Genomic DNA, 24,992 nt, shown 5'->3' on the forward strand with positions numbered 1-24,992 from the left:
TGGGCGTTAGCTTCAAATGATTGCTCGATGGCATCAAATTTATGATCCACGTAGCTTTTAATTGCAGATGTTACATTGCTGAGGAATTGGCTGTAGTCGCTAAAGGTATCATCAACATCTTCTGCAATACTTAATGTTTCTTGTTCGGTTAATTCAAACCCCAGCGCTGATGATTGGGCTGTGATAAAGGAGCGCTTATCTTCACTGGTTACAGTGATACCGTTAATCTCTGGTTCTGCAATTGCAAGTTGATGAGATTCAAGCTCAGGTTGTGCAGCTTCTGCTTGTATTGGCAATGTTTCTTCAACGGGTGCATCGGCTACAGATAATTGGCTAGTTGCTTTGGCTTTGAGATATTCAACGGCTTGGCTCAATTGGTCTTTGCTGGGATTGTTTAGGTCTTCGCAATCTACAACTTGAGCAGCTGTTGTGTAATCGTCTTTGGTGAATCCTTGATAACCCTGTTTGTACAAGCGAGCGCGGACATTATTGGTGAATTTGTCAGACATGGTGATTAATCCTTATTTGACTAGTGTTAAAACTTCGATGGTGGCGGATTTCATTGGCTGCGAACGCTTGTTAATTGCCCATTGAGTAGCGACAAATGCAACAAGCGCTAAATCTTTGCTTTGATAAAAGTGAAGGGCGTTATAACTAAGACTTGCTTGGTTAAACCAGTAATAACGAGTGCTGCGAGGTACAGCATCCAGGTTGATTTTTAGATAGTCTGCAAGCGCAACTAGGAATTGCTGACCTGTGTATTGAACTTCTCTGGCATCATAGAAGTGTTTAAAAGCTTGCCAGCGTGAACTAAAATTAGAAGTTCTAAAAGAAAAGGCTGGACACTTGCGCTTCAATTGAGCATAGGTTTCAACAATACTTTGAGCATTTGCTGATTCAATTGATAGCGAAAAATATTGTTTCAAGGATGCAACTATGCGATACCAAGTGATATCTGAAATGCCTTTCCCTGTGATGCGCTCATAAGTTTCTTTGAGCAGGCGATACTTAGCTACATATTTTTTGGTTGCCACATTAATTCCGGTTTATTACTTAAGTGTGTATAGAATTGACTGACTATCCGGACATTCAGGTTATTTGCATGGCTAATTTAGCTAGAAACAGTTATCCTGATACACCAAATTAGCTAGGCGCTATCAATAACCTTGGATTTTTGATTTTAGACAAATGTCAGAGTCTCGTTTGTAGAGGCTATAACCACGTAATAACAGGGCTTGTCAGCTTTGAAGATATACTGACACTTTTTCGTTATCTCGCATATACGCCCCTTTTTGAGCTAGTTAAATTGGTGATGGCGCTGAAGAAGGAAATACTTTTCGCTACTGGGCTAGAACAAACTCAACTGTATTGAGTTATTAGTTATCTCTGCTGTGTGCTGGTTATATAAGATAGGAATTTCGTAGCAACGGCTTAGTACTTTGTCACGATTAAGTTTTAAGTCAGCAGTTTTAGACTGACGCGGTAAAGGACGGAAATAATATTGTGTGTGTTTGATACTGCCACTGCTTGTTAAATATTTGTACAGCGTTCCATCAATCAAGTAAGTCTTACTCATTGTTAACAGCGTGACGCATCTTACAAGCTCAAAATCAATCATTTTTGTAGCCTCCATTTGCACACAAAAGAGCCTTGCTTCTACCCAGGAAGACATCGATTGATGTATTGGATAAATGAGCTAATCTTTTCACGCCAAGTTTTGACACGGCGAATATGCATTACTGGCTTTTGTTCTAGATATATTTGCAACTGGTTATTGGTAAAAGAAGCAGACTTTTCATTACAGTAATTATGTGACTGTAATAGTTCATCAACAGCCTGAATTGCATCACCTAAAGTTACATCTGGGCAGTAATTCAAGACTTTAAATTCTTTAGAGTCTCTAATCTCTCTCAGCCATCGCTCGGTAGCTTGTAAACGCCTAATTTGATTAGATGTCAGCATTATTTCACCTCTATTTGATAGTGAGTTAATTGCTTATAAATTCCGAAAATTGAGCTGCATGAATCCTAATTGATGATGCTCCCACACACAATTACCGCGACCGCAGATATAGAGCGGACGCAATGCAGCTAACCTGTGTTTATAACTAGATAACCCTGTCTGGGCTGTTGACGTATGAATAACCCGGACACTATGATATTAACTACAACCGTTTATTAATGTCAAGCACTCATTAATATAAATCGGTTAGTATTTACTAACGGTTGGAAATTAGCAATGATAAATTGTTGTATTAATAACCGTTTATTGTTAATGAATGCCTATAAGGAACAAAGTCAAACAATTTGTAGATGGTTTGGGCATTACTCGTTATCGCTTTCAAAAAGATACAGGTATAGCACCTAGTACAGCTTACAACTTATATGACAATCCAGATTGGATACCACAAGTTACAGCTCTAAACAAAATCTGTGATTATTACCGTGTTCAGCCTAGTGAGCTAATTTACTGGGTTCCACCTGAAGAAATTGAAGAAGACAAGGAGGACAAATGATCAACACTGACCAACCCAGTAGACTAGACCGGATTGAACGGGTACTTGAACGGATGGCAGTTAACCTTTTTTCTCAGGCAAGGAGGCAACGCTCCACCGAGTAATTAAATTGATGTTTTTGTCCGTAGCTCAAACACAAAACCCGCTCGACCGGGAAGTTAAGCGGGTTCTGTAATTTGACTAAACATAACGCGGGTAACTCCGAAACGATAAAAGTTTGGCGACTTTTTCGGAACCGCGATCGCATATCTATCATAACCAGTTCTGCGGTCGTGTTGCAATAAGGAGTTACCCGGATTTTCAAAAATCCGGAGTAAAAAAATGAATCCTACACCAACAACTGCAACACTGACCGCTAACAGACTTTCAGACAGACATTATAAAGAATGTGTAACCAAACGCGGTTTATGTCCTGAATGGATAGCCGCTAACTGTCGCTCAATGGACATCAAAGAAGCCACCCAGCGCTTAGGCTACACAGCCCAATCAGCAGGCATCTGGCTAGAAGGCAGCAACGGTTTTGGGCAGTACCGCCCTAACAAGCCCTGGAAAAACACCGACGAGAAAAAAGCCCCCAAGTATCGCACAGCTACCAAAGAAGAATATGACGCGATGCTACCCCGTCATCCCCACAATCCGCGCTACTGGGTGGATTTAGAAGCCCTTAAAGCCCTTTGCTATCAAATTAACGGTCATCCTTGCTTACTTATCACTGAAGGGCTGTTTAAAGCAATCTGCGGCTGTTTTCACAACTTGCCCACAGTTGCCCTCCCTGGTGTGGAACAGGGCTTAACACCAGCCAAAAACGACCCCCAAGGCAAACGTTACCTAGTCGAGACCTTAGAATTGTTAGCCCGTGCTAACTTTGGCTGGATTATTACCTTTGACGCGGACGATAATGCTGTTACCAATAAAAATGTCATCAAAGCACAGCGAAAACTAGCTCACCAATTAGCTAAGTTTAAAGTGCCTGTGTACATTGCCACGGGCAATTGGAGTACAGCAGAAGGGAAAGGAATGGACGATTATATTCAAGCCAACGGCGACGACGCTTTTCGAGAGAAAGTCCTAGCCAAGGCTGTTCCTTGGGAAGTTTGGGAACGTCAGTTTCAGCAAGACGAAACTGATAAACAAATCTTGTCAGAGTCTGGTTTTGCGGCACAAATCGCCGAAGATTACCGCGCAAAACTCGCTTGGCACGTAGCAAATAAAGCTTGGTACTGGTATGAAGCCGAACAAAAACTAGGTGTCTGGGGTGAAATTCCCTCTGAAGAAGCGATGTCTATTGTTTTAACAGAGCTAGAAACCCGAACACGCCATTTCTCCAGCAGGTTCGTCAACGGCATTTTGAATTTACTCAAGGCCAAGCTCAGGGTTAATCACTGGGAAGTCCGCAAAGGCTTTATTTGTCTTCAGGATTGTGTGCTGGATGTTAATACCCTTAAAGAATATCCACATGAGCCGGGATACAGAATGCTGAGTCAGCTACCTTTTAAATGGGCTGACCGCAATGTCGGTTGTGAACCTGTTAAGGAATGGTTGCTCGAAGCTTGTGAAGGTAAAGCTGACTGGGTGCAAGTAATTCGTGCTGGCATCAATGCCACCGTCACCGAACGCGGCGGCGAGTTACAACGATTCATGGAGCTAGTAGGTGCTGGCGGTACTGGCAAAGGTACTTTATTGCGGCTGGTGCAAGCACTACTTGGCAGAGAAAACTACGCCATTACAGAACTGAAGCAGTTAGAGCAAAACCGCTTTGAAACTGCGGCTCTCTACGGCAAGAAAGCTGTGTTTATCACTGACTCTGAACGCTACACAGGTGATGTCAGCACTCTCAAGAAATTGACGGGCGATGATGAGCTGCGACACGAGAAAAAAGGCATCCAGCAAACAGGTAGCTTTAGATTTAGTGGGGTGGTCTGGATTGCGGCTAACGAAATTATTCAAAGCAGTGATTACACTAACGCCCTAGCCCGTCGTCGGCTGTCAATGCCTTTTGAGCGGGTGGTGCCGCAAAATGAGCGCCGCCCCTTAGAAAAGGAATTTCAGCCATACTTGCCTGGAGTATTGCAATGGGTTTTAGAGATGCCAGCGTTGGATGTCGCCGCTTATGTAGGTGACACTAACAAACTAGTGCCTTCACTCGGCTCATTTAGCACAGAGGTACTGTTAAGCACTAATCCGCTGGCGGATTGGGCTAATGATTGTCTTTACTATGATCCCAACGCCCAAACACAAATTGGTGATAACGGTCAAAGTCCTGAATTGTTCCTTTATCCTAACTACTGCGAATGGGCGCAGCGTAATTCTCACGGCATTATGACCAAGCAACGATTCTCAGCAATTTTGCTGAATCTGCTGAAGTCGCAACTCAATATTAATGCTGCAAAGGTGAGAAATAAGAAAGGACGGTTTATCACTAAAATTGCTATTCGCCAGCCAGGACATGACTTTCGACTCTTAATTTCGGAAAAAGATGCTGACTTAGATGCTGACCTAAATAAAAATGGTGTTAACCCAGTGCTAACCACAATGCTAACTGAAAGTATTGGTAGTGCTGATTTTCAGAGTGGTGCTGACCTTTCTGCTGATAATGACGCAGCTGACACCCTTCACCAACAAGAGGCGATGAATACTAGTAGCAGTCAAAATCAGGAGGAGCAGCCAGCACAGTCAGCACAGTCAGCACCAGCAATGGTTTCAGCCAGCACCATCGATAGCACAACTGACAGCACTACACAAAAACAAGTCAGCACCCAACAACGAATGATTGAGGCTTGGGATAACAAGTCAGCCTTGGGTGAAATCGTTCTAAGTCTTGATAGTGCTGAATTACAGCAGATAGTTAAAGGGTTCAGTCCGGAACAACTGCAACATATTAAGGATGCGGCTAATAGTGTGTGGCGACTGAGTGTAGATTCTTTAGCTGAGTATAACGGCGAACTAGTTTACATTTGGGAGTGTGGGCAATCGAATGATGTTCGGATTGGGACTAAGACTCAGCCGGGGGTCTTAGTCCGCCGTGCTAATTTACGTCCTTGGTTGGCGTAAGGCTAGAGAAGCTGTCACCTTGTGCCAACTGGCTGAAATCCTTTCAAACAGGGAATTTCACCATCACTTTGTCATAAATTTCTTGAGCTTCGCCAATACTTAGCCGTGAATACACTTCCAAGGACTGCCAAGAAGAATGTCCGGAATAGGGTTGGATTAATGCATCATCAATCCCTTGTTTTTTCAGCCAAGTCAACAGAAAGTGACGTAGTTGATGAGGTGAGATAGGTTTAGACAATCCCCCTTCTTCTGCATACTTCGCCAAAATCTTCCGAATTCCTCGGTCAGTATACTTGCGTTTCCAGGATGACTCAAACAGGTAAGTTGCTTGCTGTTGATGCATCCGGTCAATATGCATCGCCAAAACTTCTTTAAATAACTGGTGTCGGAACTTTTTTGTTATATATGTCGCACTAAAAGCCATTTTACTGTAAGATTTAACCCATAAATTCCAGAAAGTTCCAAATACAAAAGATTAGCCGGAACTTTTTTCCGACTTAGTAGTACAGAATAACCGTTAACCTTACTTAGGAAAGCAGCTATGTCAGAAGAAAAGTCTCCGCAGTCCTTTAGTATTAGCGGTGGTCAAGTTTCTAATGCCCAAATTGGAGGTCAGGCGGGTCGCGATTTGAGTGCAACCCAGAATCAGCAGATCAACCAAGGTGACAATGAAAAGTCACTGGCGCAAGCAGATGTAGTTGAATTAATTGCCCAACTTGAAGAACTGTTTCGCAACTCAGAATTACCAGAGGCGCAATCTTCAAAAGCAATCAAGCACCTAGAAGCTGCTAAAGAGGAAGTACAGGAAAAAGAACCTGACAAAGACTTTGCAGCAAAGAATTTACAAAAAGCTACAAAAGTTCTCAAAGAAGCGAATGAAGCAGTGACAGCAGGAGCAAATATCTGGGAGAAAGTCCAGCCTATCATTACCAAGCTTCTACCTTGGCTGGGAGTAGCAGCAGGTTTCTTTACTTGATTAAGAAAAAATTATGAGCGAAGAACCCCTTAATACTCCGCACCAGATTCTGAATATTTCAGATGCTGCTTCCCTTGAAAATACTCAAATTGGGGGGATAGCAGGGCGTGATGTGAACGTAAGCCAAATTCAAGGAAAAGTTGTAAATGTTACCGTATATGACCATATACACGCACCTAATGGATTGAGCGGTCAACCTGTCATTGAAATAAGACCCTTAACTCAGTATGAATATCGTCAGCGAGAAAATTTGCTTAATAGTGTTAAAAATTTTTGGATTGAAGACTTTTTAAAAAAATCACTGCATACTAAGGTATTGATTAATTTGGGTTTGGAAGAAAGACCTAATGCTATACAAAATCGATTTCCTGGTGTACAAGAGTTTTCTGAGCCAACTGCAAAAGTCTTACTTGAGGATATAGAAGCAACAGAATATTTTCAAAAGATGGGAACAGGGCGAAACTTATTAATTTTAGGAGAGCCTGGGTCTGGAAAAACGATAACTCTCCTTAAAATTGCACAGAGCTTAATTACTCGAACAGAATCAAACTTAAGTTTACCTATTCCAGTAGTATTCAATTTATCTTCTTGGGCAAATAATCAAGAAACAATTAGTAAATGGTTAGTTCAGGAACTCGCACTCAGATACGACGTACCTAAGTCTTTAGGTAAAAAATTGATTAGGGAGCAACAACTGATACTGTTACTAGATGGACTTGATGAAGTAAAAGCAGAGTATCGTAGCAACTGTCTTAAGAATTTGAACCAATTTATTCAATCACACGGCGTAACAGAAATAGTGGTGTGCTGCCGTATCAGAGATTATGAAGCTCTTGCAGAGCGCTTAAAACTACAAAGTGCTATTTGCATTCAACCTTTAAACAATGGGCAGATTGACAAATATTTGGAAATGGCTGGTGAGCAATTAGTTGCTTTGAAAAATTTGCTGCAACAAAATAATGAACTGCGTGAGTTTGCTAAATCACCTTTAATTTTGAGTGTGATGAGTTTAACTTATAAAGATTGTTCAGTAGAAGAACTTTCCTCTATTGATTCAGCACAAGAATGGCTAAAGCGCTTGTTTGACAAATATATTAAGCGGATGTTTGAGCGTCGAGGAAGCACTCAGCTTTATCCACAAGAAAAAACAAAGCACTGGCTGATTTGGTTAGCACAGATGATGTTGGCTAATGGAGAAACAGTTTTTCTTATTGAACAGCTTCAACCTCAATGTTTAGTATCCAGAAAAAAAATTATACTGTACAAAATTACGACTATTATTTTAGGTATCTTATTTATTATACAATTAGATATGGCTATTTCAAATATGTTAGCCTTTTTTCAACCGAATGGATATCAAGCATTCAATAGTAATGTAAGTTCTATTTTTAATAATAGTCAATTAATTTTGGTGTACATATTTCAAATACTAATTTATGGACTATTATTTGGATATGGGAAAGATGAGATAAAGACAGTATACACAATAAAATTTTCAATAAGAAAAACATTTACTAATATATACAAACTCTTAGAAATCAGTATTTTTAGCGGCTTATTTTTTGGACTTTCTTTGGATTTGATTATCGATTTGTTCACAGATAAAAATATTTTAAATATTTCCCTATGGGTTAAATACAATGATTATAAGCAGTATACTCATTGTAATGATGAATTGTGTACGATTTTAAATGGATTAAGCGCTGCGTTTTCCTTAATGGAAAAAATTAAGATTTCTTATCTTGAGATAGGTAATTTTTTTATATTGCCTGAATTATTATCGTTTATTTTATTAATTATTATTATAATTTGGCTTTGTTTAGGATATTATTCAGGAATACGAATGTTTATAAAAAATCATGATTTTAGAGTTTTTGAAAAAAGAAATAGTTGGTTAATTCAGATAATACATTTGATAATAATATTTATAATTATTAGTTTTATTATCTTTCCAGCCGTAAACAGCTTACTTTATACTTATTATGAACACTATCGACCTACGTTTTATGGAGTAGAATTATATAATTTTTATGACGGTGGTTTATTATCTTTGGGAGGGATAGTTTTATCCTTAATTATAAGCTTAATCTATTTATTAAATAAAAGTATAACAAATTACGAAATAAAAGATACAAAGCTCCCAAATGAAGGAATCTGGAGAACAGTGAAGAATACTATTTTCTTAGGATTCAGTGGTGCTTTAATTGGGGCGCTGATTTCGGTAATTTTTATCCAGCTTCTAAAAGAACCGTGGCATCGGTTTACTATATTTGCTGGGTGTATCTTTATAAGTATGCTATTTGGTCTATTTAAAGGTGGTATCAGAACTTGTATTCGCCATTTTGCTTTACGACTTATACTTACTCTTAAAGGAAAAACTCCTTGGGATTATTCCAAATTCCTTGAATATGCTACTGAGCGCTTATTTATACAAAAAGTTGGAGGTGGCTACATTTTTATCCATAGAATACTGTTAGAACATTTCGCAAAGATGGAGTTGGAACAGGAAAGGCGTTGAGGAAGATATAGTGAATTTAAGGATTTAGTAATGCTGAAATCTGCTGTGTGAAAGAATTTTAGGCTTGTTGGTACAATGTGACAGCTTCTCTAGCCTTACGCCTGGTTGGGAATTTGATGAAAAATCTGGATGCGGCGCTTAACTGCAAAAGGATAAAGTTATCTTTCTTAGCTTGGCAGTTAAGCAACGCTCTTAAGCCATTTCTTACTTTGGACAATTAGGCTTGATTTTATTTCAAAAATTCTGATGCTCAACTGGTAGTAGTAGACCTACCACTAGAACTACCACTTAAGCAAAGTATTTATTTATACTGTTTGATTTAAACTACCACAAACTCTATGTAGTTAGTAGGGTTTTAACTAGCTTTTGAATGATTCAATAATGCAGTCATCTCGGCTTAATCCCATCAATACCTTGGGATTGTAAGTCGATTTGCTGAACCACTGATGGAAGTAATTGCTGTGCAGATTGAGGCTGGACAAAATCGACCGCAACACCCAGTTTTTCAGCTAGCTCCAAAGCGTTGTTGCAAAAATCAGTTGCCCCTGCAACTATAGTACCGACTGCTAACAGTGCAACCAAGAGAGCTTGAACCCTCGATGGCTTACGCTTCTCAGGTTTACTGACAACTTCTTGCAAGTCATCTAGATGTGTTAGAGCTGCTTCACGTTGTTCCTCTGGAAACTCCTGTGCCTTTTTACGTAGAGATTCAATCAAGCTATTGATCTCATTAATGTTCTGCACAATGTATTGAGAAACATCTTTAATGTTTCCACTGCCACTGTGTACTGCGGCAATGTTGTTATTAGAGAATATGGTTTTGTTAGTAGATTCTTGATTACCACTCATCTTGTTTCCATCTCCTATTTGAAATTGAAATTTATTTCCGATTATTTGATAATTATCCTGAGTCTTTGACTCAAGTGCTAATTTTAAGGAAATTCTAAAAGCATTGTTCTCCCCCTTAAGGTTCTGTATCTTGAGTTCCATCTCATTAATTCTTGCTTCCATTTCCTCCTTGAGCTTTTGAGGATCGGCTCCATCAGGATAACCGATTTTAATTGTTACTAAACCTTCGCCTAGAGGCTTCCATTCCTTCAAGGAAAGTTCACTATTATATTCATCTAATACTTGTATATTTAATTGAGTGAAAACATATGAGAATATTTGTAGGTTAAATCCCTTACGAAAGACGAGTTCAAAAACGTTTGAAGCTTGTTGATATCTTTTAGTGAACTCTCCTGGCTCAAATTCCTGACGATCCTGGTCAGGATACTTTAAATAAACAAACTTGCAATCAACATCATCTAAAACTGTATTTGGCTCTATACTCCAAGTACCTAACCCAGAAGCACCTGTTAACTTCGCTCGACGAAAGTTTGTTCCTGAAGCACGAACTCTTGTGAGATTTGCGCCCTCTAAATTTGCTCCTTCCAAGTTAGCATACCGTAAATCGGCATCACTTAAGTCAGTGCCTTTGAGGTCTATTTCGATTAAATTTGCACCTTTAAGATCAACTCCTGGAAAAAATTTATCTTGATTCTGATATTTAACTAACAAATTTCTGACTTTAGGATTAGTCAAAATTGAGTTGCTAATTCTTGCATATTCTAAATTTACAGCATCTTTCCAAGCCACACGAGTAAGCGTTGTTCGTTGTGTTTGAGAATCAGTAAAGTCTGTATTACTCAATGAAGCTTTGCTAAAAATAGCATCAGTTAAATCTGCTCCTTGAAAGTTTGTGCCTCGGAAAGCTGCTATCCACATGGCCAAAGAGCGTATTAAAATAAACTTTTTATTTTCTCTAAATGCTTGGAAAATAACAAAAAAGTTAATACTTGCGTAATATAAGATAATATACGTCCACTTGTCATGATCTGCTTTTGTCATTCCCTGAAAAACAAGTGGTAGAACTTTGTATGCAAATAATCCAAAGTAAATAATGCTGCTGTATAAGAAAGCTATGCCAGATGGGGTTAGAAAAGAGTTGAACTCGATTTGATTAACATTGGAACTGTTTGTATGGGTACTAGGTAAAGTATGATCAACCGTAAGATTGCTTAAAGATGTCGCACCTAAAAGAGCGCAAGCACCATTCACAATTACACTAACAATTAGAGTTAATGCAAAACTAAGAGTGATAGCAAGTGAATTAGCAGCCACAGAAGATACTAAAGCAGCATCAAGCATTTTTAAGGAAACTGGACTAGTACCACTGACAGAAAAAAAACTTGTAATCAAAACTGTAGGAACTATTATCCCAAAAGACTTTACAGTAAAACCTTGAAATATAATTGAGAAAAGTACAGTGTATAATACTAAAGCGCCAGGAATAGAAGTGATTCTTTGAGTAACTTCTGGTGAGCGAAAATATGTGTAAAATGTATCAATTAGTTGTATTGTAGCCAGATTAAAGACTAATGGAACTATATGCAAAGCTAATAGTTGAAAAACTGCCCAATGTTTGCGTAATCCTCCCAATGCCCCTGTGAAATTTGCCTCTCTTAAATTAGCATTACTAAAGTTAGTTCCTCGAATATCTGCATAGCTAAAGTTAGCTTTAGCTAAGTTTGCGCTTTTAAGATTAATTCCTTTAAGATTCGCATTACTAAAATCAGGAATGGCTTCTGGATTGCTAGATCTCCATTCGTTCCACACCTGTGTACCTTGCTTGAGTAATTCTAAGTGGCTTGAGTTTGGCATTTCTAGCTGTACTATACGATTTTACGGCTGATTTGGTAGCCCAATTCAGTTTTGACTACTATTCAATGGTGAACCTGAGAATCTGAAATGGTCGTTGTAACTTAAAGGAAAAGATTGCCGAAAATTTAAGGATAAGCTTGCCGAACCCAAAGCCTAACTAGCTTCTGTCTTTGTCATGGCGTGATCGCAAAGCCCAAAACTCTTATTCAGTCATGGACTCACGGCAACTTTATTATCTAATGAATGGAACTCGATAACTAATTCAGAAATATCCGAAATAATCGAGAGAATATTGCTTTCAGCCTCTGTCACGGACACTTTATCCTTTAAGTTACACAAAAATAAGCATTCCAGGCTTTTACGTCGGCCACTTTATCCTTTTAGCGACAAGTTAATGGCTCCATTTGCTACCTCTTATAGCGATATCATATTTTTACTACATAGGTTCTGCTTTAAATTCCATAATCAACTTAAAGAGTTTGGGCTATTGTTTTTGGCTTATAAACAATGTAGTACTTCACTAAAAGGCTATTTGTTTAAAATCGGCTAGTAAACAACTGTGCTTTTACCGCCGCCGCCTCTGATTAGGATCAGTCCCCAAATTTCGCTCAACCCGTTTCAACTTAGTATTAGTCCAACCAGTCTGCTGTTCAATCTTCTCCAAAGAAGTTTGTGCCTCATAAGGCAGACTCAGAGGAAAAAAGCGTGAATAAACCGTAAACAGAATAAAAAACGTAATCGGAGTGAAAAGCGAAACAAAAGCAGTTCTTGCCCAATTTTTAGCGGCCAAATCCACGGCGACGCTGTGGCTCAATTGATGGCTCGATATCATACTCTTCATCTGGCTCAATTCCTCTCTCAACGGAGCAATCAACTTCTCTGTGTGGTTTGGGGAGGTATTGCTCCAATAATTGGAGAGATTGGTTAAGTTCTTCAATAGCTCTAGCTGTTGCTGCGACGTTACATTTAAAGCGCTCAAGGCTGTTGCGAGCTGATTGCAGCTGTTCGCTAGAACTTTGATATTCTCCGTGTGGTCGGCTTGCGTCTTCAATTGCTCCTGAGTCAGTTGGCTCCATTGATTTAACTCCACCTGCAAATTTTCAAACAATAACTTCCAATCATTTGGTGCAGTTTCTGTCAGCTGTGCCAAATAACCGATGTACTGTACCAACCGAAAAGCTGGGTCATCCTGCTTCATCCCAGAATCCAGCGCAAACCGCAACACCTTCGCTTGAAATTCTGGTGACTTTTCTGACAGCAATCTATCTAAGTGGGATACCCCACCATTACCCTTACCATTTGCGCTCGCCATTACTCCAGCCCCAACTGTACAGATGCCTTAGCAAACTCAGTTTCAACCGCATCAATCCAGCCATAAATACGAGATTGATTACTCAAACTGAAATCCTCATGCTCCAGCGCTTCCCTAAACGTCAAATCATGAGAGTCAATCAAATCAAAAATATCGTCATATAACTCAGGCAATAAAAGTTCAACAGCCCCCAAAGCTTCCACAGACTGTTTCACCTTAGAATTGTTGTAGCGGGTGAACTTGTGTTCATCACCCCAATAAAGATTTTTTACCACCACATAATCTACGCGCTCACCGCAGAAATCTACCAGCCGCTTTAACTGCAACAGACTGTCCTTCACCCGACCCAAAACCGACACCATCGTGATGCGATAACCCAAACGCTGGGCATTTTGAAACAGAAAAATATCCTTCGCCACCGACTCAAAATATTCCGCAGCACCAGCAGGTAGATCCACCAAAGAAACCTGCGGAGAAAAATGCTTCAAATCATCCTGCAAAGCATCAGCACCACCCCGCTGATTTAGTTTGAGTGTTCGCACCCCAGGTTCTAACTTATTGTAGTGACGATAAAGCTGCGGATTCGACTTGTCACACTCATAAGCAATACAGTTGATATTTCTGTGACGGTAAATATCAAGTAGAATCCGCGCCACAACACTTTTACCCGTTCCCCCCTTATCACCGGTAACTAACACTAACCGCCCAGTACATTTTGATGGAGTACTTGGTTTTTCTTGGGTAACTCCATCAGCTAATTGCTTAGATTTAACTGCCATTTACAAATCCTCATCTCTAATCAATTCAGGTTGAAAAGCCAACCCAGAATTATTTTGATTTGAACTAACTTTCAACTCATCAGTTTGTTTAGTCTTTTTAGGAGTCGTAGTTAAATTTGATTTAGCCTTGGCAGATGCAGTTTTAGATTTTGATTGTGGTTGTGATTTAACTTGAGATTTTGTAGCAGACTGAGAATTACTAGACTCAGTTACAGAATTTTCACTAATACCCGATTCATCAACAACTTGTGTACTGGTATTCTCAGCAACTGTAGAAGTGACAGACTTTTTGCGACTAGACTTCTTGATATCGTTAAGTAAATAACGGATACGTTCAGCGCTGATATTGATATCCAGTCCTGCTAAAGTTTCAGACACTTCCTGATAAGAATAGCCAAGACGAAGCACCCGTTCAATTTGACGACGCATCTTTTTGATAGCTGCGCGAGCTGGAATCTCATCTAACTCCTTAGTACCCAAAGCCCGTAAAGCATTAAGAGCTTCAGGAATTTTAGATTTAGGAATACTATCTTTAGCCACAAAGTAAAACCCAACTAATGTTTATGTTTAAAACTTTACTTTACTAATGGGCATCTATCTAAAGACAGGTATAATCTCTGACTAAAATTAATTAATAATAAGCAATAGATATTAACGTAAAGAATTGAACAGTAATTGCGGATAGCTTGTAAGATAACTCACAAAGAGTTAATCAAAAAAAATACACAATAATCACACAGCTATCACTTTCAAAACTCACCATGCCAATCAACGCATAATTTTCGCGTCTGTTTGATTGGCAGTAGCAGCCCAATACGCACTATACCCCCACATGGGCGGACACCCCTGTTCCTCCTGCCTCCCCGAAACGCTGGTGAGGAGCAAGCCATGCCTAAAGCTTCGCTTTACCGTCGCTGCGCTCGGTACGGCAGGCTTGCCAAGGTGGGAAGCCTCCCCCCTTGGAACCCCCCTCAACAAGTTGCACTTTGTCAGGAATGACATTATGAACAAGCGTTCTTCTGCTTCACTCGTCCGCACCAAAAGGCTGCAAGCACTATTCAGCCCCATTGAATACGAGATGATTCGCTCAAAGGCAGAAGACGCGAGTATGAGCTTGGCAGAATTAACAAGACGCTGTATGTTACTGCGACCAATCCCACCACCACCGCCACGACTAAGCCGGGTCACAGTAGCCACATACCTAGAACTTTCGCGCATTGGCAACAACATCAACCAACTGGCTAAAGCCACAAACACCGCCATCAAAATGCAACTGCCACCGCCAGCAGATCCAAAACTATTACTTGAACTACTAGAACTGTTGCAAAACTGCCAGCGAGAAATCGCCAATACCTTTATTGAAGAAGCAGACGAGGAAACAGATGATTGGCAACCAGACTAAAGGGCGAGGATTTCGCGGACTCTTGGATTATCTGCAATCCCAAGAAAATGCCAAACTCATTGGTGGCAACATGGGCAGCAACAACGCTATAGCACTGGCCAGAGAATTCAAAATCTCCCGTCAACTAAACCCAGAAGCTGACCGAGTAGTGTACCACGCATCATTATCACTACCAGACAACGAGCAACTAGACGATGAAACCTGGAACGAAATCGCCAACCGCTATCTCGAAGAGATGGGCTTTGACAGCAACCAGTACGTAGTCTACAGACACCACAACACCCAACACGACCACATCCACATCTGCGCCAGCCGCATACGATTAGACAACGGCAAGATAGTTCATGATAGCTGGGACTACAAACGCAGCGAAAGCGTCATTCGACAAATAGAGCGAGATTACGGCTTACAACCAACTTTAGGTAGCCACGAGAAATTATCGCGCAACCCAAGTATTGGGCAACAAAGACGGCTAGAGCGAGAACACAAAGAGTATTTAAAAGGCGATCGCGCAACGCCACAAGAACCACCCATTAAGCAACAACTTCAAGAACTAATCGACCGCGCCACCGCAGACTCACCCACAATGCCGCAACTAATCGAGCGATTGCAAATACAAGGTGTAAAAGTTCGCCACGGAACTACACGCAACGGCAAGAGTAAAGGCATCAGCTATTCAATGAAAGACCAGCAATTTAGCGGCACATCTTTGGGAGCAGCTTACACATTCCCCGGACTGCAAAAACACAAGCGAGTTGATTACCAACCAAAACGGGACGACCAACGCATTATTTCACTGCTATTAAATCCAGCCAAACCCACACAAAAACTTTCACAAATTCAAGTCAATCAACATCAAGAACAACCCCAAGAGCAACCCGAACTTAACCCCTGGCAGCAGAAATATCAACAACTATCACTAGCACTAACTGCAACTGCATTGTCAGCTGACGACCGAGATAAAAAAATTATCTCCCACCTACTAGAGCAAGAAGAACCAACTGAAGACATCAAAGAAACTATCAAAAACGGTTCAATCCAACGCACCCAAGCAGAATTAGAAGAATTGCTCGACTTGGTAATAGATGAATTAGAAGAAGAACTTGAACAACAGCTAGAACAACCAAGACAGCGCGGATTAAGCCGATAACTCAACAGCATTCCGTTTACAACCATCAGGGACTGCATCACCAAAACAATGCAAACAAACTAATTTTGATTTAATCGGTAACAGCCAATGTTTCATCAAAATCATCAGCCCGACCCATCAGCCATGATTGGCTTGGGCATTGCATTTTTCTTTGGTGCTATAGCTTACGGCACAGCCAAATTCACCGGGCCTGTTTTCCCGATGATCCTGTGTGCCATCTATATATTATCTGGTGCCACCAGCAAAGAACTGGCATTGAAAATTGGTCTAGCAATTACTCTCCTCGAATTGCTCCTTACACCCATTACTGGCTGGCAGAACTTTTGGAGCTACAACCTCATCTTGGGCTTCGTCATAGCCGTGATTCCAGAAAGATTAGTAACCGGAGTTGTACGCGGTTCTCAACTGCAAACACCGCAGCAACTACAGAAACAACTGCGGCACAAAGAACAATCGCTGATCAAGAAACAGCAGAAATCACCGCAGATACTACCCAGACTAGAAATCGCAGATATTCAACTACCAGACGATTTAGCACCATTATCATTTATGTTCTTGGGTTCTCCTGGCTCCGGCAAGACCCAAGCCATTTTGAAAATGCTTTCTATCATGCGCTCTCGCCCAGACTACCGCGTTATCTGCTTAGACCGCTCAGGCGAAATCTTAGAAAAATTTGGTGATGATAACACCCTCATCTACAACCCCAGAGACAGCAGAACAATTCATTGGAGCCACCGCAGTGAAGGCATGGAATTTGAAACCATCGCCGCCGGTTTAATTCCTCCTTCTCCTGAAGGCAAAGACCCATTTTGGAATGAAGCTGCCAAAGGGCTATTGTCTGACTTATACGCCAAAACATCTACCAACGCCGAAGTCTGGGAGATGATAGCACTTAAACCCATACAAGAATTAAAAAATCTCCTCACTGGCACACTCAGCGCCACCTATTTAGAAGCCGAAAACACCGCCGCCGGCATTAAAAGTTCAGCCATTAACTACCTGCGATTCTACAAAGTCCTTGCCGATCATCAAACCACAGCAGACTTTTCTTGGAGTCGCTGGGGCAGAGAAGATGACAATCGATGGATATTCCTGCCTATCTTTGAAAACGAAGCCGAACTGTTTAAACCCCTGTATACAATGGCATTTTCATTAATGCTCAGGGGACTGTTGAGCAATGAAAACCACCACATCAAAACTGTAATTTGCATTGACGAACTCTCAGCCCTGGGTAAGCTGGTCGGTTTAGAGCGCTTGCTAGCAGAAGGGCGGAAATTCTCCGGTATTGGAATGCTCGGTACTCAGCTGACAGGTCAAATCGCCAACATTTACGGCGAGTACGGAATGCAAACCATTCTCCAAGGTTGTTGCACCAAACTCATCCTCAATTGCCGCGACTATAGCACTGCGGAATTATGCTCCAGATTGATTGGCTCCCAGGAACGCTTAGAAACAACTCAGGGCAGAAGCGGTAACAGCTGGTTCAGCGAAACTCGCTCCGTTAACCAGCACATCCGCGAAACGAGCGCCGTATTGCCCAGTGAACTGCAAGGACTGCCACCCTTAGAAGGATATCTGTTAATTGCTGACGGTACAAAACCTGCAAAAGTCAAAGTCACCCCAACAGCTTATCCTCTGAAAGCTTCAAGATTTGTGGATGCAATTTGATAACTGAGAGGTGTAAACGATGTTTATTTCTCGTGCCCTGTTAGCCAAAGCTTGTATTCTGGGCTTACTCGTCGGATGGGTAACTGAACTGCCCAAAAATTACTTTAATTCCCGTCAATCCAAAATCCAAAATTTATTGTCACAAACTGATAGCAAACACCAAGCCTCACCAGTAGTAAGAGCCAGCGCAGAAATTGATTTGCTAAGACTTGCTGATATCAGTTCCAATAATGAGGCGATCTCCATTTATCAGCAGATGCTCAAAGTTAATCCCAATTCTGCCAAAGCACATTTTCTCTTGGCTAAACTGCAATTATTTGGTTGGTACTATCAAGCTCGAAACCAGCCTGTAGGCGCTGCACTTAAGCAGAATGGGTTGAAGCATTTAAAAACAGCCACATATTTGTACCAAAAGCGGGGAGATACTGTAGCGGCGGCAAAGTTGGAGAAGATATACAGTCAGGTTCAAAAGGGGACGAACCCAGTGAATTGGGTATTTCCGGAATGGCGCTATGTTGATGTCAAGCTTTCAACGCAGTGAGAAGTAGGTTTAAGATGGCATTGAGCCGAGATGCGCGACGTGAAAGTTGTGTATTTCAGTTCAATATCTAATAAATTTTTGGTATTAAAATTATAGTTTTTAGTGGTGTATCTTTGAAGTTTTTTACTTTCCGCACGCAAACTTTTCCTTTAAGTCACATACACTAAGACCCATAATGTGGTTTCAAAATTGCCTTGTTTGCGGTTTGAAGCGTTTATGTTTGCAGTTCGCTACAATTAGGCTAGTGGACTAGAGCTTATTTATCTGTTCAGTTTTTTGGTTCTGCTCAAAAATGGGTTCATTAAAATTGCAATCACTGTCAACTGAGGCAGTTCAGACTCTAAAAAAAGACGGTTTTATACGAGGTTCTCTCTCAACTAAATGTCAAGATACAGCAAGCCTTTGGTTAATTGAGCAGATGAACCTTTTAGGTCACTGTATGAGTTATTGTGACCAACCTCCAGTGATGAGTATCCGTCCGAAGCCTGGTTTTGGTCGTTCTTCATCTGGCGGAGACCTTAGATTACTTCCGCATACCGATCTTGCTTGGGCTGAAAGGCCACCTAAATATATTGGAATGTTCTGCATTCATCCTGGAGGAGGTAACGAGTACCAGACTATTTCTGATTCATTCAAAGCTTTAAATGCCCTCCCACAAGATGTCCTTGAACAGTTAAGAAGAAATCCAATACATTTTCCTGCGCCAGAACATGTCAATAGTTCTGGATTCACTGGCGCAATACTAGATAGTGAACGTGTCCGAATAAATAGTCGCAATATTCGTGAGAATTGGTCTGACTCCGCTGAAGTTTTTCTTCGGGAATTGATTCGTATTGAGAAAGAAATTAAGTGTGAGCCTGGAGATTATTGGTTCATCGACAACACTCGCTACTGTCATGGACGTTACGAGTTAAACCCTAATACCTCACGACATTTGCTACGAGTATATGGCATTGAGCCGAGATGCGCGACGTGAAAGTTACTTTTTCGCCTCAGAATTTTGCTTGTAACAGCCCATTTACCAATGACAAAATTAAGAAAAAATTTATAAATCAATGCGCCCGTTATATTCTTGAGCAATGACCCAAAGAGCCTCAAATTGTTTTTTTAATCCATCTATAACTTGAGGATGTGAGGATATGATCATTCTTCCTGGTGTTTGTAAGTTTTCTAATCTCCCTGAGTAAGAGGGAAGCGAATCATTCTCAGCGATAAAAACTGTGAAGTCTTCTAGACGGTTTATTTCATCAGTTGAATTTGCCTCAGCTAATCTATTAGCTTGAGACAAAGGTAAGTACCTAACTTTTACTCCAATTTTACGAAATTTATTCATCAAGTTGTACAGATCATCTGTTATATCTCCTCTCTCTAAAATAAAAATTCGCCTAATTTTGAATGAACTATTACTTCGGTTTTTAAGAATTGTCGCAGAGTTTAGATCAATCAGAGGATTTTTATCTTTTTGTATTCCAGCCCAGAATCCTTTCGACACATTACCAATATTTGTCGCAATAATTTCCTTGTTTTTACCTATGTAGAATGGGCCAGGATAATCATTTATCTCTCCAAATCTAATGACAAATTCGCGTTTTTGAAGAATTTGATGAGCTCTTTTAATAGCTCTTTTTGATTGGCAGGTAATTTTTTCGTCATTTAATATTTTAATTTCGGAATAATGTGCTAGGAATTCATGTAAAGTTGTTTCAATATCATCATCATTTAAAAAAAGTGAGAATCGATTCCATAACTGTATAAGATTTTTTTCGTTTTCACTAATTTCTCGATAGAGCGACTTATATTTCTCAGAGATATGCTTTTCTAACTTCTCGAAATCGCTTTTTATATCTATTTCTAATTTAGTCATCCAAATGAGAAGTGTAAGGGGGAGCCATTGGGTAAAACTGTTTAAATATTTTTGTAGTTCGCCTTGATGTACCACTGGTTGATTGGAGAAGTAAATACTCAACAAGGTTACAGCGACAAGTGTTATAAGTTTAGACCAATCAGAAAAGAACTTGATAATATTCTTCTGTGTAAAGTATTTGTCAGTATTGTTAGTCATTTCTGGAAGAATTTATTTTCTGATACTGTTGGTGAAATATATCTTAATACTTCAAAACCTAATTTTTTCGTGGGTTGAGTTGATGCAAGGAAACCTAACATCTCATAAAACAACGGGTTTATCGGATATTTCAAGGTTAAAAAATAATTCGCCAACAGCATTTACTGCTCATTTGACCCCTAAACCTGTGCTTTACTGGGAGCATCTGGTTTTGGCAGATAGACTTTTTTAGGCAACCCATATAGTGGGTTTCTGGCACTCAATAATTATGTTTCTTCCAAAAGTGGATGCTCCCGCTTTACTATGGCGAGATTAGCGACATGCATTGCGAGTAGGAACAAAACCAGCTTCTTCAATTATTGCTTGACCTTTGCCGGTTAACATTAAGTTGGCATAGGCTCTCCCTGCTTTCTCTTCAGGATTGCTCTCGCCTGGAAAGTCCTTAATAATAACAAATAAATTTCTGGTTAAAGGATAATCTCCTTTTTCAAAGGCTGCTATATTGATTTGATTCCGATTCTGGTTTCCACATAACTGAGGTGGAACGAGGTTACCTCTATAAGGGGCAATAAAATTATCTTGTTGACGCGCCAATGGCAAAGGGCGAATCCTACATTGAGGAACAACTTCCGATGCTGAAGCGAAGTAAATGCCTCCCAAATTATTAGTTACTTGTTGCAACCCAATGGTTGTCGTCTTAACAAATTGAACGACTTGAGGATTAAGAGGTTCGCGTTCTAGAACATCGACATAAAAGTATTGCACAGTACCAGACTCTTCCAATGATCGTGAGTAGGGAATAATTGGCAAGTTGGGGCCACCGACTTCCTGCCAGTTGCGAATCTTGCCTGTATAAATACCCTTGAGCTGAGCTTTCGTTAAACCAGGAATATTAAGACCACGATTTACCGCTACCACTACAGCGTCAATACCGATAGCAACTGAATCAAGAGGAAACCCCTGCGCTAGAGCTTTTTGGCGTTCATCGTCCTTGGGAGGACGAGAGGATTGACTAAAAGCTAGGTTTCCTTGTAGTAACTCCCCAATGCCCCAAACAGACCCACCACTTGAGGGAGGGGAAATATACTGCAAGTCAAACTCTGGTATTGTTTTCTTGATAGCAGAATCGACTGGTGAGGCTATAGGAATCCAACTGGTGCTACCACCGTAATTAAATTGTTGCTTTTGTGGGATATTTATAAAAAGTTTTGTACGAAAATCACTAAAAGAACATATCGGTCTTTCAAGCAGCCACCAGTAGATTAGTGACAGAGAGATTGCACTAACCATCAGTCCAGCCATAGCTATTTTCCATTTTGGTATCTTTTGAGGTGGCTTTTTAAAGCCTTCCCATGTCACAGGCTTTGCTACTGGATTCTGACAAATTATAGGTAACAAACTCACACCTGGAAATTTACTCTCTATATCTGATAGTTCAGATAGCTTTTGCCGTGCTTCCCGGACAGAAGCATACAAAGATTTACCTTGAGAAAAAGGTTTTAGAAAATATCTCAAAAATTCTTGTGCAAACTGATCTGGTACAGGTTCTCTCATAACAATCATTTGCGGAATATGCAATTTTTCCATCTCAGTAGCTATTCCTAAACCATCACAAGAATTAAAAATTGCTAGTTGTAAACCGCCGTCTTTAATTACTTTTCTCAGAGTATGTTTTAACTCACTAAGCGCTACTTTCTCATTCTCATTGATATAAATAAAACCCTTGTCATCGTTATGACTATAACTATGCCCTGCAAAGAAAAGTATGTCCCAGTTTTCGTCCCAAAGCGTTTCAAAGTCGGGACGTTTAGGCGATTTAAGGATACGGACATATGCACCTGCTTGGCGTAACTTTTCCAGTAACTCTCTGTCTTTATCAATATTGATGTCAGTACTACTACCAAAAATTGCTAAAATTTTTACTATAGAATTTCTGTTAGGAGTAGTTTCTGGTAAACGATGATCTAGAGGGCTTATAGCAACAGCAGCGTTATCAAAATGTTCAAAAAAATCCCAACTTTCCCAAGGCAATTTACGTAACTTTGGATGTGCTGTCCGCACAATCACTCGAATTTCATCAGAGGAATTTAAACTTCTAAATAACTCTTGCTCAATGGGGCGAAATTCGTTAGATTTCAGCCAGTTATTAATACTGTTCTTCAAATTTTCAAATAATTCACGACATTCTTCAGGAGAGGCTGGATTATCAGGGATTACTACTGGAGCGCGTCGATATTTCGTCTCTAACTTCTGGTAAATTTCCTGCCACTGGGTATAGTTTGAGGCCACAATCGAACCTGGAGGCAAACTGGCACGAATACGAATCCGACCTTTATGATTACCCAGGCTATCGTCACTGATGTCAAGGATTACTGGAAAACCTGTTTCAAAGTCGCCCTCTTCCAGAGTTAGTTCAACCACCTTACTCATAGTAGTACTCCTGCAAGTATTTGTTTTAGTCTTCTTATATCAAATAAGGAAAAGAGAAATTCGTGAAATCGACTTCTAACAATGCTTTGGTAATAGTGCTAACAAGATTGGTAGTACAATTCGACAGTATTAGGAAATTAAAAATGTAGTTCATTGGACATTTGATGTCACTTTCCATGAGGATCAATGTCGAATTCGTTCTCTGCACATCTCACAGAATTTTGCTTTGCGACATCGTATTGCCCTTAAGTCTTAGAGTGAGAAACATCTTTTTGTCGGAGTATTGGATAAAAGTCACAGCGAGTCGCTAGGAATAATCAGTAGATGGTTTCTGTATTGGTTGCGGCTCTTCCAAACTCATACTCTCTACCATAATCCTTCTGTAAAAGGAGTTTGAGACGCGATAACTCAGCAAATTGAATAAAGCGTCGCTAAATTACAAAATCTTCTGTTACACTGTTTTCACCCAACACAACTTGAACTGTAAACAGACCTTCTGGTTGATCTACAAAGTGAAACTGTTCTGTCTGAATTAGACGATCAGAACTTCCAGTTGAAACATCCAAAAACGGTTTTCCAGTGTCATCTAGTACCATCAACTTAAGTCCTTCTGGCAAAAAGGCGTTTTCGTTAAAAGAGCGTATTTGCACTCGAATGCGAATATTCTCATCAGTTTCTTGAGTCAGATCAATAATCAGGGCAACAGAACAGCTTGATAGTTGCATCTCTAACGGGAGCAACTTAGCCCGTCTAACACGTTTGGGATTGCGAAAAGCTAGAAGCAAGTTTGGCTTGCCAAAAAGTTCTTCAATAGTTTGCCAGCCAACCTCAATACCATTTTCAAACCATCGTCCGAGGTTTACAGGTAAACGTTGAGGATTTCTAAGATTATTTAGATTGTTTGATAGGTTTTCTAGAGGTTGCAACTGACTATCTACTAATAAGTCTGTTAAAACATCCTTCTGTAAAATTTCTTTACCTTTCTGTTTTTCTTTCAAGACTTCCAATAGTTCTTTAGCCATCCACACACGAAAATCAGCCCCTGCAAAATTTGGAACACTAAGAGTAACAACTCCATCCAATTCCATATCTTTCGCACATGTTAATTCCACCGCTGATTCAAAGTCATCAATTTTAGATAACCGAGCCATCTCCATTAAATTTTTATTAAGAGAACATCTTGAAACTATTGCTTGTATCGATGTAACTATCCTGTAAGCTACATCATTATCAGCCATCTCACTACAAAAAGAATAAATTTTATCTAATCCTATCTCGGTAATATAAGCTTCAATTTGACGAGTTTGAGTCAGTTTCCAAATTTTTTCAGCATCCTCTACTAATCCATTTCTGTTTAAGAGAACTTCCAATAACATATCTGCATCGAATAAAATTTTCATTCTTCTGCTCCCTGTGTATCTTGAACGGAACTCTTAATATGACTACTAGTACCCAAATTATTTCTCATTTCCTCTAAATTTGAATATGGTTTTAATTCTGGCTCTTTTGACATTGTAAGTAAATCATATTCTTCAATTTCAAGTAATTCTTTATGTGAACAATTAAATAGATCACAAATTTTTACAAAGATTTCTATATGCCACAAATTTACTCTACCACGTTCCCAATTAGCAATTGTGTCAACCGTCACCCCTAGTTTTTCTGCCAACTGTCGTTGTGTTAAACCCGCCTTCTTGCGAAGAATCATAATCTTCAGGCGGGGCTTAAAAGCCCTCATACTTCCTCCAATATAATTTTGAACTAAGAATACCAAAACTCTACCGTAAAAATTATTACCAACAGACTAAAAAATGATATAGCAATCCTAAATCATTTGTGAGAAAGGAAAAGACTTAAAAGCTGATAAACACCAACCCTGAACTTC

General features: G+C 40.0%; 21 protein-coding genes and 1 pseudogene. 9 read left to right on the forward strand and 13 right to left on the reverse strand.

Translation table 11 applies throughout. The features are described from left to right. The 4 genes from H6G41_RS28760 to H6G41_RS28775 form a co-directional block, all read right to left on the reverse strand. Positions 1–509 (reverse strand): hypothetical protein (locus tag H6G41_RS28760; protein WP_190751046.1); only part of this gene is annotated, 509 nt, incomplete at its 3' end. Between the two features lie 12 nt (positions 510–521). Continuing rightward, positions 522–1,034: a hypothetical protein gene (locus tag H6G41_RS28765; RefSeq protein ID WP_190751048.1), complete on the reverse strand. Its 513-nt coding sequence runs from the start codon at positions 1,032–1,034 to the stop codon at positions 522–524. Positions 1,035–1,348: 314 nt separating this feature from the next. After that, positions 1,349–1,576, reverse strand: a complete 228-nt coding sequence (locus tag H6G41_RS28770) for a hypothetical protein (RefSeq protein ID WP_242038083.1) — start codon at positions 1,574–1,576, stop codon at positions 1,349–1,351. A gap of 80 nt (positions 1,577–1,656) precedes the next feature. Continuing rightward, the gene (locus tag H6G41_RS28775) at positions 1,657–1,962 is read right to left on the reverse strand and encodes a hypothetical protein (protein WP_190751050.1); all 306 of its coding nucleotides are present in this window, start codon (positions 1,960–1,962) and stop codon (positions 1,657–1,659) included. Between the two features lie 316 nt (positions 1,963–2,278). On the opposite strand from H6G41_RS28775, the gene H6G41_RS28780 reads away from it, so the two are divergent. Beyond that, positions 2,279–2,515 (forward strand): helix-turn-helix transcriptional regulator, encoded by a 237-nt coding sequence (locus tag H6G41_RS28780; RefSeq protein ID WP_190751053.1) that lies wholly within the window; start codon positions 2,279–2,281, stop codon positions 2,513–2,515. A 321-nt stretch (positions 2,516–2,836) separates the two neighbouring features. Beyond that, entirely contained in the window at positions 2,837–5,566 is a 2,730-nt protein-coding gene (locus tag H6G41_RS28785) for a DUF3854 domain-containing protein (RefSeq protein ID WP_190751055.1), read from the forward strand. A 43-nt stretch (positions 5,567–5,609) separates the two neighbouring features. Here the strand turns inward: H6G41_RS28785 and H6G41_RS28790 are convergent. Further along, positions 5,610–5,999: pseudogene (locus tag H6G41_RS28790) on the reverse strand (tyrosine-type recombinase/integrase); the annotation flags it as partial. 108 nt (positions 6,000–6,107) lie between these two features. Between H6G41_RS28790 and H6G41_RS28795 the strand changes: the two are divergent. Together H6G41_RS28795 and H6G41_RS28800 are read left to right on the forward strand one after the other, a co-directional pair. Next, positions 6,108–6,542 carry a hypothetical protein gene (locus H6G41_RS28795; protein ID WP_190751059.1) on the forward strand — a complete coding sequence of 145 codons (435 nt, stop codon included), beginning with the start codon at positions 6,108–6,110 and terminating at the stop codon, positions 6,540–6,542. Between the two features lie 13 nt (positions 6,543–6,555). Continuing rightward, a complete protein-coding gene (locus H6G41_RS28800) occupies positions 6,556–9,060 on the forward strand; it encodes an NACHT domain-containing NTPase (protein WP_190751061.1) in 2,505 nt (834 codons plus the stop codon). Positions 9,061–9,447: 387 nt separating this feature from the next. On the opposite strand, the gene H6G41_RS28805 is transcribed toward H6G41_RS28800, so the two are convergent. The 4 genes from H6G41_RS28805 to H6G41_RS28820 form a co-directional block, all read right to left on the reverse strand. After that, the gene (locus H6G41_RS28805) at positions 9,448–11,718 is read right to left on the reverse strand and encodes a pentapeptide repeat-containing protein (protein ID WP_190751063.1); all 2,271 of its coding nucleotides are present in this window, start codon (positions 11,716–11,718) and stop codon (positions 9,448–9,450) included. 610 nt (positions 11,719–12,328) lie between these two features. Continuing rightward, positions 12,329–13,075 (reverse strand): DUF6753 family protein, encoded by a 747-nt coding sequence (locus tag H6G41_RS28810; protein WP_190751065.1) that lies wholly within the window; start codon positions 13,073–13,075, stop codon positions 12,329–12,331. Beyond that, positions 13,075–13,854 carry a hypothetical protein gene (locus H6G41_RS28815; protein ID WP_242038085.1) on the reverse strand — a complete coding sequence of 260 codons (780 nt, stop codon included), beginning with the start codon at positions 13,852–13,854 and terminating at the stop codon, positions 13,075–13,077. The genes H6G41_RS28810 and H6G41_RS28815 overlap by 1 nt, the downstream gene beginning before the upstream one ends. Next, positions 13,855–14,394, reverse strand: a complete 540-nt coding sequence (locus H6G41_RS28820; RefSeq protein WP_190751067.1) for a hypothetical protein — start codon at positions 14,392–14,394, stop codon at positions 13,855–13,857. 463 nt (positions 14,395–14,857) lie between these two features. On the opposite strand from H6G41_RS28820, the gene mobC reads away from it, so the two are divergent. From mobC to H6G41_RS35420, 5 genes are all read left to right on the forward strand, one after another. After that, positions 14,858–15,256 carry a plasmid mobilization relaxosome protein MobC gene (gene mobC / locus H6G41_RS28825; protein ID WP_190751069.1) on the forward strand — a complete coding sequence of 133 codons (399 nt, stop codon included), beginning with the start codon at positions 14,858–14,860 and terminating at the stop codon, positions 15,254–15,256. After that, entirely contained in the window at positions 15,237–16,406 is a 1,170-nt protein-coding gene (locus tag H6G41_RS28830; RefSeq protein WP_190751071.1) for a relaxase/mobilization nuclease domain-containing protein, read from the forward strand. Before mobC ends, H6G41_RS28830 begins: the two co-directional genes overlap by 20 nt. Positions 16,407–16,493: 87 nt before the next feature. Continuing rightward, positions 16,494–18,074, forward strand: a complete 1,581-nt coding sequence (locus H6G41_RS28835) for a type IV secretion system DNA-binding domain-containing protein (protein WP_242038086.1) — start codon at positions 16,494–16,496, stop codon at positions 18,072–18,074. Positions 18,075–18,093: 19 nt separating this feature from the next. Next, a complete protein-coding gene (locus H6G41_RS28840) occupies positions 18,094–18,615 on the forward strand; it encodes a hypothetical protein (RefSeq protein WP_190751073.1) in 522 nt (173 codons plus the stop codon). Between the two features lie 466 nt (positions 18,616–19,081). Then, on the forward strand, positions 19,082–19,591 hold the full coding sequence (locus H6G41_RS35420; protein WP_277878208.1) for a TauD/TfdA family dioxygenase: 510 nt from the start codon (positions 19,082–19,084) through the stop codon (positions 19,589–19,591). Positions 19,592–19,660: 69 nt separating this feature from the next. On the opposite strand, the gene H6G41_RS28850 is transcribed toward H6G41_RS35420, so the two are convergent. The 4 genes from H6G41_RS28850 to H6G41_RS28865 form a co-directional block, all read right to left on the reverse strand. Next, positions 19,661–20,677, reverse strand: a complete 1,017-nt coding sequence (locus tag H6G41_RS28850) for a hypothetical protein (protein WP_190751077.1) — start codon at positions 20,675–20,677, stop codon at positions 19,661–19,663. 312 nt (positions 20,678–20,989) lie between these two features. Then, positions 20,990–23,107, reverse strand: coding sequence for a substrate-binding domain-containing protein (locus tag H6G41_RS28855; RefSeq protein ID WP_190751079.1), 2,118 nt, complete (start codon positions 23,105–23,107; stop codon positions 20,990–20,992). 431 nt (positions 23,108–23,538) lie between these two features. Then, on the reverse strand, positions 23,539–24,507 hold the full coding sequence (locus H6G41_RS28860; RefSeq protein WP_190751081.1) for a DUF1822 family protein: 969 nt from the start codon (positions 24,505–24,507) through the stop codon (positions 23,539–23,541). Beyond that, a complete protein-coding gene (locus H6G41_RS28865; RefSeq protein ID WP_190751083.1) occupies positions 24,504–24,881 on the reverse strand; it encodes a helix-turn-helix domain-containing protein in 378 nt (125 codons plus the stop codon). The genes H6G41_RS28860 and H6G41_RS28865 overlap by 4 nt, the downstream gene beginning before the upstream one ends. Between the last annotated feature and the right edge of the window lie 111 nt (positions 24,882–24,992).

The organism is Tolypothrix sp. FACHB-123 (assembly GCF_014697075.1).
GTDB lineage: Bacteria > Cyanobacteriota > Cyanobacteriia > Cyanobacteriales > Nostocaceae > Aulosira.

Excerpts from the sequence above, each read along its gene's own strand:
- H6G41_RS28780 (WP_190751053.1), top strand. The coding sequence starts at position 2,279 with ATGCCTATAAGGAACAAAGTCAAACAATTTGTAGATGGTTTGGGCATT.
- H6G41_RS28855 (WP_190751079.1), bottom strand. The coding sequence starts at position 23,107 with ATGAGTAAGGTGGTTGAACTAACTCTGGAAGAGGGCGACTTTGAAACA.
- mobC (WP_190751069.1), top strand. The coding sequence starts at position 14,858 with ATGAACAAGCGTTCTTCTGCTTCACTCGTCCGCACCAAAAGGCTGCAA.
- H6G41_RS28810 (WP_190751065.1), bottom strand. The coding sequence starts at position 13,075 with ATGGCGAGCGCAAATGGTAAGGGTAATGGTGGGGTATCCCACTTAGAT.
- H6G41_RS28830 (WP_190751071.1), top strand. The coding sequence starts at position 15,237 with ATGATTGGCAACCAGACTAAAGGGCGAGGATTTCGCGGACTCTTGGAT.
- H6G41_RS28800 (WP_190751061.1), top strand. The coding sequence starts at position 6,556 with ATGAGCGAAGAACCCCTTAATACTCCGCACCAGATTCTGAATATTTCA.
- H6G41_RS28815 (WP_242038085.1), bottom strand. The coding sequence starts at position 13,854 with ATGGCAGTTAAATCTAAGCAATTAGCTGATGGAGTTACCCAAGAAAAA.
- H6G41_RS28795 (WP_190751059.1), top strand. The coding sequence starts at position 6,108 with ATGTCAGAAGAAAAGTCTCCGCAGTCCTTTAGTATTAGCGGTGGTCAA.
- H6G41_RS28775 (WP_190751050.1), bottom strand. The coding sequence starts at position 1,962 with ATGCTGACATCTAATCAAATTAGGCGTTTACAAGCTACCGAGCGATGG.
- H6G41_RS28850 (WP_190751077.1), bottom strand. The coding sequence starts at position 20,677 with ATGACTAACAATACTGACAAATACTTTACACAGAAGAATATTATCAAG.
- H6G41_RS28785 (WP_190751055.1), top strand. The coding sequence starts at position 2,837 with ATGAATCCTACACCAACAACTGCAACACTGACCGCTAACAGACTTTCA.
- H6G41_RS35420 (WP_277878208.1), top strand. The coding sequence starts at position 19,082 with ATGAGTATCCGTCCGAAGCCTGGTTTTGGTCGTTCTTCATCTGGCGGA.
- H6G41_RS28860 (WP_190751081.1), bottom strand. The coding sequence starts at position 24,507 with ATGAAAATTTTATTCGATGCAGATATGTTATTGGAAGTTCTCTTAAAC.
- H6G41_RS28840 (WP_190751073.1), top strand. The coding sequence starts at position 18,094 with ATGTTTATTTCTCGTGCCCTGTTAGCCAAAGCTTGTATTCTGGGCTTA.
- H6G41_RS28770 (WP_242038083.1), bottom strand. The coding sequence starts at position 1,576 with ATGAGTAAGACTTACTTGATTGATGGAACGCTGTACAAATATTTAACA.
- H6G41_RS28835 (WP_242038086.1), top strand. The coding sequence starts at position 16,494 with ATGTTTCATCAAAATCATCAGCCCGACCCATCAGCCATGATTGGCTTG.